At 62.5% G+C, this 11,636-nt stretch carries 8 protein-coding genes; 7 read left to right on the top strand and 1 reads right to left on the bottom strand.

The genetic code is table 11. From position 1 onward, the window contains the following. The coding region (locus ACFFU4_RS03485) for an IS5 family transposase (protein WP_377067093.1) at positions 1-408 on the bottom strand (408 nt) is incomplete at its 3' end. A gap of 583 nt (positions 409-991) precedes the next feature. On the opposite strand from ACFFU4_RS03485, the gene ACFFU4_RS03480 reads away from it, so the two are divergent. The 7 genes from ACFFU4_RS03480 (at position 992) to ACFFU4_RS03455 (ending at position 11,089) form a co-directional block, all read left to right on the top strand. Continuing rightward, complete coding sequence (locus tag ACFFU4_RS03480; RefSeq protein WP_377067091.1) at positions 992-2,683, top strand: glycine/sarcosine N-methyltransferase; 1,692 nt, start codon at positions 992-994, stop codon at positions 2,681-2,683. Between the two features lie 71 nt (positions 2,684-2,754). Then, on the top strand, positions 2,755-3,627 hold the full coding sequence (metF, locus tag ACFFU4_RS03475) for a methylenetetrahydrofolate reductase [NAD(P)H] (RefSeq protein WP_377067089.1): 873 nt from the start codon (positions 2,755-2,757) through the stop codon (positions 3,625-3,627). 15 nt (positions 3,628-3,642) lie between these two features. Further along, positions 3,643-4,716: a homocysteine S-methyltransferase family protein gene (locus tag ACFFU4_RS18365; protein WP_446692659.1), complete on the top strand. Its 1,074-nt coding sequence runs from the start codon at positions 3,643-3,645 to the stop codon at positions 4,714-4,716. Beyond that, positions 4,713-7,379: a methionine synthase gene (gene metH, locus ACFFU4_RS03470; RefSeq protein WP_446692658.1), complete on the top strand. Its 2,667-nt coding sequence runs from the start codon at positions 4,713-4,715 to the stop codon at positions 7,377-7,379. The genes ACFFU4_RS18365 and metH overlap by 4 nt, the downstream gene beginning before the upstream one ends. Before the next feature lie 66 nt (positions 7,380-7,445). Beyond that, entirely contained in the window at positions 7,446-8,636 is a 1,191-nt protein-coding gene (gene metK, locus ACFFU4_RS03465; RefSeq protein ID WP_377067087.1) for a methionine adenosyltransferase, read from the top strand. A 34-nt stretch (positions 8,637-8,670) separates the two neighbouring features. Continuing rightward, a complete protein-coding gene (gene ahcY, locus ACFFU4_RS03460; protein WP_377067085.1) occupies positions 8,671-10,086 on the top strand; it encodes an adenosylhomocysteinase in 1,416 nt (471 codons plus the stop codon). Between the two features lie 10 nt (positions 10,087-10,096). Continuing rightward, a complete protein-coding gene (locus ACFFU4_RS03455; protein ID WP_377067083.1) occupies positions 10,097-11,089 on the top strand; it encodes an adenosine kinase in 993 nt (330 codons plus the stop codon). Positions 11,090-11,636: the final 547 nt, after the last annotated feature.

The following is an 11,636-nucleotide window of genomic DNA, read 5'->3' as shown; positions in this document are numbered from 1 at the left end:
GCGCGCCTGCCATTCGCCATCGCCGAGGAACTTGATCCCAGTGCTGTCGACCAACAAGTTCAACGGCCCGTCAGCACGGCGATACGGGACCTGCACCGCCAGGGTTTTCTGCCTCCGACACAGGGTGGAAAAGTCCGGCACCGGCCAGTCCAGCCCCGCAAGACGCAGCAGGCTGGCCACCATCCCCGCGGTCTGGCGCAATGGAAGCTTGAAAAGCACCTTGATCGACAGGCAGAACTGGATCGCTGCATCGGAAAACACCGCGGGCCGTCCAGGCCGCCCATCACGCGGCGCGCGCCAGGTCATGTCCTTATCGACCCGGATCAGCAGAGACCCTCGCTTGCGCAGCGAGGCGTTGTAGTTGGACCAGTTCGTCGTGCGATAGCGGGCGGGAGGTGGCTTGCTCATGCAGCCCGTGTAACCGCATGGATTCGCAAAGTGAATCCTCTGTCGTCAGAGATGTGCAACAACGCCCATGATGGCGCAAAGCAGTTCTACTGCTGAGTTTACCATCCGCATAAAGTGATTGAAAGAAAAATCGCATCCGGCATCTCCCAGCACCTTGATGAAAGTTAGCTTAACTAAGCGTATTCCAAAGCGGCATTTCGCATGATTTTCCGTGTTTTCTGCATACGGGCTGTGACGGTGAATATTTAAGCGCGAAATTTATTGAGCGTTTACAGGTTTTTGGGCGAAGGATTACATGATTTCATGAAAATTTCGCACACAAAGGTTGAATACTCTTCAGTTGAAAAGGTACGCAATGGGACATTAACGGTCGGCGAAAACTTCTATAGACGAAATTTTCCGGCCGGGCGGTGAGGCGCAAATTAACCCAACCGCCATTGATCACAGGGATCTGCCCACGCAACGGCGTGCGGACTGGACAACGACAACCCTGACGGCACCGCCTCTGTATTCCGCGCCGCGGAATCCGGACGCCCGGTTACGGACAAGTGCGGGCTGCCGTCATCAGATAACGGAGAGAGACATGACCAGCGATGTCGCCGGCAACGCCGAACTGACCATGACCCAGCAGGCCTACAGCAAGGATCCGTTGGCAGACCGTGAGACGGGGCATTATCGCAAGGAATACGTCACCAGCTTCGTTGACAAGTGGGACGAGCTGATCGACTGGGACGGCCGCGCCCAGAGCGAAGGGCAGTTTTTCATCGACATCCTGAAGGCGCGCGGCAAGGAACGCGTGCTGGACGTGGCCTGCGGCACCGGCTTTCACTCGGTGCGCCTGACCAAGGCGGGCTTTGACGTCACCGCCGCCGACGGCAACGCGGCAATGGTCGCCAAGGCCTTCGAGAACGGCCAGAGCCGCGGCCTGATCCTAAAGACGGCTCAGGCGGACTGGCGCTGGCTGAACCGTGACATTCACGGCAAGTACGACGCGATCATCTGCCTTGGCAACTCGTTCACCCACCTGCACGAAGAGCAGGACCGTCGCCGCGCCTTGGCCGAGTTCTACGCCGCGCTCAAGCATGACGGCGTGCTGATCCTCGACCAGCGAAACTATGACGCGATGCTCGACAGGGGGTTTTCCAGCAAGCACAAGTATTACTATTGCGGCGATGACGTCAGCGCCGAACCCGAGCATATCGACGACGGTCTGTGCCGGATGCGCTATGATTTCCCCGACGGGGCGTCCTACACGCTCAACCTGTGCCCCATCCGCAAGGATTACATGCGCCGCCTGTTCCGCGAAGCCGGGTTCGAGCGTGTGCGCACCTATGGCGACTTCCAGGACACCTATGCCGAGGAGGAGCCCGACTTCTTCATCCACATCGCCGAGAAATCGGCCGAGCATGTGGCGCGCTGGGGCGGCAACGGTGCCGATGGGCAGGTGGACATCCGTGATGTCGCGGAAACCTACTATGACAGTGACGATGCCGATACGTTCTATTCCACCATCTGGGGGGGCGAGGACCTGCATATCGGGCGTTACGCGACCACCAAGAACATCCGCGAAGCCAGCGACCTGACGATCGAAAGCATGATCGACGCGCTGCCCGACCTGAAAGCCGGATCCCGGGTTCTGGACCTGGGTGCGGGCTATGGCGGAGCGATGCGCACCGTTGTGAAAAAGACCGGCTGCGAGGCTGTCTGCCTGAACATTTCCGAGACGCAGAACGAGTATAATCTGGGCAAGGTCCGCGCTGCACGGCTTGCCGACAAGATCAGCATTCGCCACGGCGTGTTCGAGGACGTGCCCGAGGCCGACGAGAGTGTCGATGTGGTCTGGAGCCAGGATGCCTTCCTGCATTCCGACCAGCGCGACCAGGTCCTGGCAGAGGCGTTCCGGGTGTTGAAACCGGGCGGTCACCTGATATTCACCGACCCGATGCAGGCCGATGACGTGCCCGAAGGCGTGCTGCAGCCCGTCTATGACCGGCTGCAGCTCAACAGCTTGGGCTCGCCCAGCTTCTACCGCCAGACGGCCGAGGCGCTCGGCTTCGAGACGGTACAGCAGGAAGATGCGGTCGGCGACCTGCGGGCGCACTATGCCCGGGTCCGCGAAGAGCTTCTGGCGCATTACGCCGAGCTGCGCGAAAAGGGCTGCTCGGCCGAGTATCTCGACAAGATGGCGCTTGGCCTGCAGAACTGGGTGAAGGCCGCGGATGACGGCCACCTCGCCTGGGGCATCCAGCATTTCCGCAAACCCGTAAAACACTGACACCCCGCGACGGGGGCGCCGTGGCGCGCCCCCGGCTTTTCCCTCCCGATCACCGAGATGGAGACACGCACATGAAAGTTACGTCCGACACGCCGTCAATTTCGTTCGAGCTTTTTCCGCCCAAGACGGAGGCCGGTGTGACCCGACTGCGCGATACAGTGGCGCAACTGAGTGCGGCCGACCCGGAGTATTTTTCGGTCACCTACGGCGCCGGGGGCACCACCAGGGACCGCACCGCGCGCATCGTCGAGATAGTGGGTAACCGCACGGGGCTGCCGGTGGCGCATCACTTCACCTGCGTCGGCGCCAGTCGGGCAGAGATCGACCGTCAGGCCGAGGCGTTCTGGGAGACCGGCATGCACAGGATCGTCGCGCTGCGCGGTGATCTGCCGGAAGGCCAAAGCCTGCCTGAGGATGGTTATAACGACGCGACGGAACTGGTCGCGGCGCTACGCCGCAAGGGCGATTTCGACATTTCGGTCGCGGCCTATCCAGAGGTGCACCCGGAGGCCCGCGATGCTGCCGCCGACATGGACCACCTCAAGCGCAAGATCGACAACGGCGCGGCGCGGGCGATCACGCAATATGCCTTCGACACCGACACCGTGCTGCGGTTCGTCGATCGCGCGCGTGCTGCGGGCATCGACGCGCCGATCGTGGCCGGGATCATGCCGGTCGCCAATTTCGAGGGGCTGAAGCGGTTTTCCGCGGGCTGCGGCGCCTCGATTCCCGACTGGATGGGCCAGATGTTCGACGGGCTGGACGCCGCGCCCGAAACCCGTGCGATGGTCGCGACTGGCGTCGCCGCCGAGCAATGCCGCCGCCTGATGAAGGCCGGGATCACCGACTTCCACTTTTACACGCTCAACCAGCCGAAAGTCACGCTGGCCGTTTGCAGAACATTGGGGCTGACCCCCAACATCGTGGCCGAGAACGCTGCTTGAAGGATTGACAGACGCATGACCAAGACAAAAGACATAGCCGCCGCCAACGCCGACCGCATCCTGGTGCTGGACGGGGCGATGGGCACGATGATCCAGCAGGAAAAGCCCGACGAGGCCACCTATCGCGGCGAGCGGTTCAAGGATCACCCCTGCGACGTGGGCGGCAACAACGAGCTGCTGACGCTGACCCAGCCCGACATGATTCGCAAAATCCATAAGGATTTCCTGCATGCGGGCGCCGATATCCTGTGCACCAACACCTTCGGCGCAAATGCCATCAGCCAAGCCGACTATGACATGGCCGACCTCGTGATCGAGATGAACACCGAAGCCATCCGCCTGGCGCGCGAGGCCGCCGACGCGGTCGCCACGCCCGACCGGCCGCGCTGGGTCGCGGGCGGCATTGGCCCAACCAACCAGACGGCCAGCATCTCGCCGGACGTGAACGACCCGGGCTTTCGCGCGGTGGCATTCGACGACCTGGCAAACGCCTATGGCGAGGCGGCGCGCGCGCTGATCGAGGCCGGCGCCGACCTGCTGCTGATCGAGACGATCTTCGATACGCTGAATGCCAAGGCCGCGCTCTTTGCCATCGACAGCCTGTCGGACGAGGGGCTGACCATCCCGCCCCTGATGATCTCGGGCACCATCACCGACCGGTCGGGTCGCACCTTGACCGGCCAGACGCCCGAGGCGTTCTGGGTGTCGATGAGCCATGCGCGACCGTTTTCCATTGGTCTGAACTGCGCGCTCGGGGCAGGCGAGATGCGCCAGCACGTGCGCACCCTGTCCGAGGTGGCCGATACACGGGTCAGCGCCTATCCCAATGCCGGTCTGCCCAACGAAATGGGCGGCTATGACGAAACCCCGGAAGAGACCGCCGAGCACCTCGCCGAATGGGCCAAGTCAGGGCTGGTCAACATAGTCGGTGGCTGCTGCGGCACCACGCCCGACCATATCCGCGCCATCGTGGAGGCGGTCGAGGGCAAGGCGCCGCGCAAGATCCCGCCGAAAGTCCGGCACATGCGCCTGAGCGGTCTGGAGATGTTCGAGACCCAGGGCGCGGACATAAAGGAGGGCGCAGCATGACCACTGGTGTTTCCAGTTTCATCAATATCGGCGAACGCACCAACGTGACCGGCTCGGCCAAGTTTAAAAAGCTCATCATGGAGGGCGACTATGCCACCGCGCTCGATGTGGCCCGGCAGCAGGTAGAGAACGGTGCGCAGATCATCGACGTGAACATGGACGAGGGGCTGCTCGACTCGGAAGAGGCGATGAAAATTTTCCTTAACCTCATTGCGTCCGAGCCGGATATCTCTCGCGTGCCGGTGATGATCGACAGTTCGAAATTCGAGGTGATCGAAGCGGGCCTGAAATGCGTGCAGGGCCGCGCCGTGGTCAACTCCATCTCGCTCAAGGAAGGCGAGGAGGCGTTTCTGGAACAGGCCCGCACCGTGCGGCGCTATGGTGCCGCCGTGGTCGTCATGGCGTTCGATGAGAACGGACAGGCCGAGACCGCGCAGCACAAGTTCGACATCTGCAAGCGGTCCTACGACCTGCTGACCGAAAAGGCCGGGTTCGAGCCTTGGGACATCATTTTCGACCCCAACATTTTTGCCGTGGCAACGGGGATCGAAGAGCATAACGACTATGCGAATGCCTTTTTCGAGGCGACCCGCCTGATCAAGGAGGCGATGCCAGACGTCCACGTGTCAGGCGGTCTGTCGAATGTCTCCTTCAGCTTCCGCGGCAACAACGCGGTGCGCGAGGCGATGCATTCGGCGTTCCTGTACCACGCGATCCCGCTTGGGCTGGACATGGCGATCGTGAATGCCGGGCAGATCACGGTATATGACGACATCCCCGACGAGCTGTGCGAGCATGTCGAGGACGTGCTGCTGAACCGCCGCGACGATGCGACCGAGCGCCTGCTGGAGATTGCTGACAAGTACAAGGGCACCGGCGAAGCATCCAAAAAGGAAGACCCCAAGTGGCGCGAACTGCCGGTCGAGAAAAGGCTGGAACACGCGCTGGTGCACGGCATCACCGATTATGTGGTCGCCGATACCGAGGAGTGCCGCCAGCGTGCCGAGAAGCCGCTCGACGTGATCGAGGGGCCGCTGATGGACGGCATGAATGTGGTCGGCGACCTCTTCGGGGCTGGCAAGATGTTCCTGCCGCAGGTGGTGAAATCGGCCCGCGTGATGAAGGCGGCCGTGGCGCATCTGCTGCCTTACATGGAAGAGGAAAAGCGCCTGGCGGGCGACACCTCGGCCAAGGGCAAGGTCATCATGGCGACGGTCAAGGGCGACGTGCACGATATCGGCAAGAACATCGTCGGCGTCGTTCTGCAGTGCAACAATTACGACGTGGTCGACCTTGGCGTGATGGTGCCGGCCGAGGATATTCTCGAAGCGGCCCGGAAGGAAAAGGCCGATATCATCGGGCTCTCTGGACTGATCACCCCGTCGCTCGACCGGATGGTCGACGTGGCCGCCGAGATGACACGGCAGGGTTTCGACCTGCCGCTGCTGATTGGCGGGGCGACCACATCGAAAAAGCACACCGCGCTGAAGATCGCGCCAGAGTATGAGCACGGCGTGATCCATGTCGATGACGCCTCAAAGGCCGTCGGCGTGGTGTCGCGGCTGCTGTCCAAAACTGCGCGGCCGGACTTTCTGGCCAATATTGCGGAAGAACAGGTCAAGTTGTGCGATAGCATGAAAGGCACTGGCGACCGCCCCACCGCTGCGCTGGCGGAGGCGCGCCGGTCGAAATTTGATGGCGATTGGGACAGCTATTCGCCGCCCGCACCGCAAACGCCGGGCCTGACGGTCATCGACGATATGGGCGTTGCAACCCTGCGAGAGTTCATCGACTGGACCCCGTTCTTCAACACGTGGGAGATGAAGGGCAAGTTCCCGAATATCTTCGAAGATCCCGACAAGGGGTCCGCGGCGCGCGAGCTTTATGACAACGCACAGGCAATGCTCGACCGGATCGAGGTGGAAGACTGGTTCAATCCCCGTGGTGTCGTGGGGCTCTGGCCCGCAAATGCGCAGGGCGACGATATCGTCGTCTGGTCCGACGAGAGCCGCAAGTCCGCCGCCGCCCGCATGCCACAACTGCGCCAGCAGCGCAGCAAGTCGAACGGCAAGCCGCAGATGTGCCTTGCCGATTTCGTGGCGCCCGAGGGCACCGAGGACTGGGTCGGTGGCTTCACCGTCACCGCTGGGCCGGAGGTGCACGATATCGCCGACCGGCTGAAGGCCGAGGGCAACGATTACGACGCCATCATGGTTCAGGCGCTGGGGGACCGAATCGCCGAGGCCTTTGCTGAGGCGCTGCACGCCCGTGTGCGCCGCAGTCTCTGGGGCTATGCCGCCGACGAGGTGGTCGACAACGAAGCGCTCATCCGCGAGCAGTATCGCGGCATCCGCCCGGCCGCCGGCTATCCGGCCTGCCCGGACCACACCGAGAAGCGCACGCTGTTTGATCTGCTGGATGCGCCCGAGCATACCGGCGTCACCCTGACCGAAAGCTGCGCGATGTGGCCCGCCTCGGCGGTGTCGGGGCTCTATTTTGCCCACCCCGACTCGGCCTATTTCGGGATCGGCCGGATCGGCCCCGACCAGGTGGCCGACTATGCCGAGCGCAAGGGAATGAGCATTGCCGAGGTGGAGGCATGGCTGCAACCCAGCCTGTCCTACACGCCGGACAAGTCATCAGCCGATCGCAAGATCGCCTGATCCCAGCAAAAATTCGATTTTTGCCAAAAGCGACCGAACCCCACGACAGTGGAGAAAGGAACAATTATGAGCGACAGATCATGGCTATTCACCAGTGAGTCGGTGTCCGAGGGACACCCCGACAAGGTGTGCGACCGGATTTCGGACGCGGTACTGGATGCCTACCTCGCCGCTGACCCGCAATCGCGCGTGGCCTGCGAAACACTGGCAACGACCGACCACGTGACCATCGCCGGCGAAGTGCGTGGCCCGGAAAGCGTGCTGAAGAATGTCGAGCAGATCGCCCGCGACGCGATCCGGGACATCGGCTATGAACAGCATGGTTTTTCCTGGAAGGACGCCGAGATCGTCTGCCGCCTGCATGCCCAGTCTGCCGATATCGCGATGGGCGTCGACGAAGGCGACAAGGGCGAAGAAGGTGCGGGCGACCAGGGCATCATGTTCGGTTATGCCTGCAACGAGACCGAAGAGCTGATGCCGGCCCCGATCCAGTTCGCGCACAAGATTCTGCGCACCATGGCCGAGGACCGCAAATCGGGCAAGCAATCCCAGTTCGGCCCCGACGCCAAGAGCCAGGTGACGCTGAAGTACCAGAATGGCAAGCCCGTCGGCATCGACACCGTGGTCGTCTCAACCCAGCATGCCGAAGGACTGAGCCAGGACGACGTGCGCAGCCTCGTCGAGCCCTACATCACTGACTGCTTCAAGGAAGAGGGCTGGGCCCTGCCGTCGCAGGACAAGATCATCGTCAACCCGACCGGCAATTTCGTCATTGGCGGCCCGGACGGTGACGCGGGCCTGACGGGCCGCAAGATCATCGTCGACACTTATGGCGGCGCGGCCCCGCATGGTGGCGGCGCGTTCTCCGGCAAGGACCCGACCAAGGTGGACCGCTCGGCGGCCTACATCTCGCGCTACATGGCCAAGAACGTGGTTGCTGCGGGGCTGGCCGACAAGTGCCAGATTCAGTTGGCCTATGCCATCGGCGTGCCCGAGCCGGTTGCCATCTATGTCGACACGCTCGGCACGGGCCGGGTCGATGAATCCAAGCTGGCCAGCACCCTGCGCGAGATGGTCCGCCTGACCCCGCGCGGCATCCGCGAGCACTTGGGCCTCCTGAAGCCGGTCTATGCCCGCACCGCCGCCTATGGCCATTTCGGGCGCGTCCCGGACGATGACGGCGGCTTCAGCTGGGAACGCACGGACCTGGCCGACGAACTGGCCCGCACCTTCGGCGTGTCCGCCGCAGCCGAGTGACCCGAAACACGAGAATGAAGAAGGGAGACGCGACATGAACAAGCCAGAGAGAGTCAGTCCCACGGACAGCGCGATCCGTGACATCAGCCTCGCCGCTTACGGCCGCAAGGAACTGGATATTGCGGAAACCGAGATGCCGGGGCTGATGGCCCTGCGCAAGGAATTCGGCGAGGCCAAGCCGCTCAAGGGCGCGCGCATCGCGGGCAGCCTGCACATGACCATTCAAACCGCCGTGCTGATCGAGACGCTGGTCGAACTGGGCGCCGATGTGCGCTGGGCGTCCTGCAACATCTTCTCCACCCAGGATCACGCGGCGGCGGCGATCGCCGAGGGCGGCACGCCGGTCTTTGCCATCAAGGGCGAGACGCTGGAGGAATACTGGGACTACTGCGACCGGATCTTTCAGTTTCCCGAGGGCGGCGCAAACATGATCCTCGACGATGGCGGTGACGCCACGCTCTACATCCTGATGGGGGCCCGCGTCGAGGAGGGCGAGACCGACCTGATCGAGACGCCCACCTCGGATGAGGAGGTGGCGCTCTTTGCCCAGATCCGCAAACGCATGGCCCAAAGCCCCGGCTGGTTCGTGAAACAGCGTCACATGATCAAGGGTGTCAGCGAGGAAACCACCACCGGCGTGCACCGGCTCTACAAGATGATGGAAAAGGGCCACCTGCCGTTCCCGGCGATCAACGTCAACGACAGCGTGACCAAGTCGAAATTCGACAACAAATACGGCTGCAAGGAAAGCCTCGTCGACGGCATCCGCCGCGCCACCGACACGATGATGGCGGGCAAGGTCGCCGTGGTCATGGGCTATGGCGATGTGGGCAAAGGCTCGGCGGCATCGCTGTCTGGTGCTGGCGCACGCGTCAAGGTGACCGAGGTCGATCCCATCTGCGCACTGCAGGCGGCAATGGACGGCTTCGAGGTGACCACACTCGAGGATGTGGTCGAGACCGCCGACATCTTCATCACCACCACCGGCAACAAGGACGTGATCCGGATCGAGCATATGCGCGCGATGAAGGACATGGCCATCGTCGGCAATATCGGCCATTTCGACAACGAAATTCAGGTCGCCAGCCTGAAGAACCACAAATGGACCAACATCAAGGATCAGGTGGACATGATCGAGATGCCCTCGGGCAACCGGATCATCCTGCTCAGCGAAGGCCGCCTGCTGAACCTCGGCAACGCCACCGGCCACCCCTCCTTCGTGATGTCCGCGTCCTTCACCAACCAGGTGCTGGCGCAGATCGAGCTCTGGACCAAGGGGGGGCAGTACGGCAACGAGGTCTATGTCCTGCCCAAGCATCTCGATGAAAAGGTCGCGCGCCTGCATCTCGACCGCATCGGCGTGAAACTGACGGAGTTGGCGAAAGAGCAGGCCGATTACATCGGTGTGCAGCCCGAAGGGCCGTACAAGCCGGAACACTACCGGTATTGAGGAGCGAGACATGACCGAACCAACACCGCATATCGTGGGTCTTGGCAACGCACTGGTCGATGTCGTTGCCGCGGTCGAGCCCGATGTCGTCACGCGGCACGGGCTGACCCCGGGGGGCATGCACCTGGTGGATGCCGACGCGGCCCACGCCCTGTTCGAGGATGTCGGCCCCGGCATCCGCCAGTCCGGCGGATCGGTGGCCAATTCTATCGCGCACCTGGCCGGTACGCCTGTCCGGGGGACCTACCTGGGGAAGGTGGCCAATGACGATCTCGGCGATGCCTTCTGCGAGGAGATGTCGGGGATGGGGCTGGCAGCGCCGGTTGCCGTTGCACAGAACGGCGATCACGGCACCGGCCGCTGCGTCGTGCTGGTCACGCCGGACGGCGAGCGCACCATGAGCACTTACCTGGGAGCGGCGACCACCCTCATGCCCCAGGAGGCGCTCGCGGCTCTGCCCGAAGCGTTCGATATTCTGTTCATCGAAGGGTACATCTGGGATGCTCCGCATGGCGCGGCGGTGATTGAACGCCTGGCCGAGGCGGCAAAATCCGCCGGCGCGAAGGTGGCGCTGACGCCTTCGGATGCCGGATGCGTCGAGCGCAACATTGACGTCATGCGCGACACCGTCTCGCGTCATGTCGACATCCTTGTCGGCAACCATGTCGAGGTGGCCGCGCTGGCGGGGCACGACGGCGCGGACGCTGCGCTTGGCTGGGCAATGACGCAGGTCTCGATCGCGGCGGTGACCGAGCACGACAAGGGCTCCATTGTGGCCGATGCCGACGGTCGCCACCACATCCAGGCGGTCGACGTGCCACAAGTCGTCGACAGCACCGGCGCGGGGGATGCCTACGCGAGTGGTTTCCTGGCTGCGTTAGCCCGCGGCTTGCCGGTTCAAGAGGCTGGCAAGTTGGGTGCGGAAAGCGCGGCCCGGGTGCTGGTCCACTACGGTGCGCGCGACGGTGACGCAGCCAAGGCGATCACCTTACCGGCGGCCTGAGTACAACCGCAAGCAGCAGTTCACAGGTCTTGGGTACCATGAACGTTCATCGCGCCACCGGCCTGCGTTGATCAAGCAAGTCGCGGTATCGGCCAGACGAGTTAGCTGGCCGATACCAAGCGTGGCTTTTGCAGATAGCAACAAGATCGTGCTGCGCTTCTTGTAAAGCTTTCTGTTTCAGCATTCGCCGGCAAGGCCCAATTTCTTTTATCTGTTCAGGTCTTACTTAACTTCCAGGCACATCGTTCCGCACTCGCGATCTTAACTTTTGTGCGATTAAACATTCTTGATGCTGGCAATTGCCTCTTCGGGTCTGATTTTCCACGTTCCTCTTTTGAAGAAATTCTCTACGAACACGCTAAGCTGACGGCCACCACTGTCTCAAAATCAAGGCCTGCTTGGTGAATCCGAAGGTCCGGAAATTCCGCAATCACGCCATAGGTTGGTCGCGCAGCGAACTTCCGGAATCCGCCCATTGTGTTGGCATTGTTGCGCAACTTGCGCTTCGGGTGTGACGGCCCCATACCCCGCTGACGTCATGCCACGC

It is taken from the genome of Roseovarius ramblicola (assembly GCF_042430665.1).
Classification (GTDB): Bacteria; Pseudomonadota; Alphaproteobacteria; order Rhodobacterales; family Rhodobacteraceae; genus Roseovarius; species Roseovarius ramblicola.
This window is presented reverse-complemented; position numbering and strand designations above follow the sequence as displayed.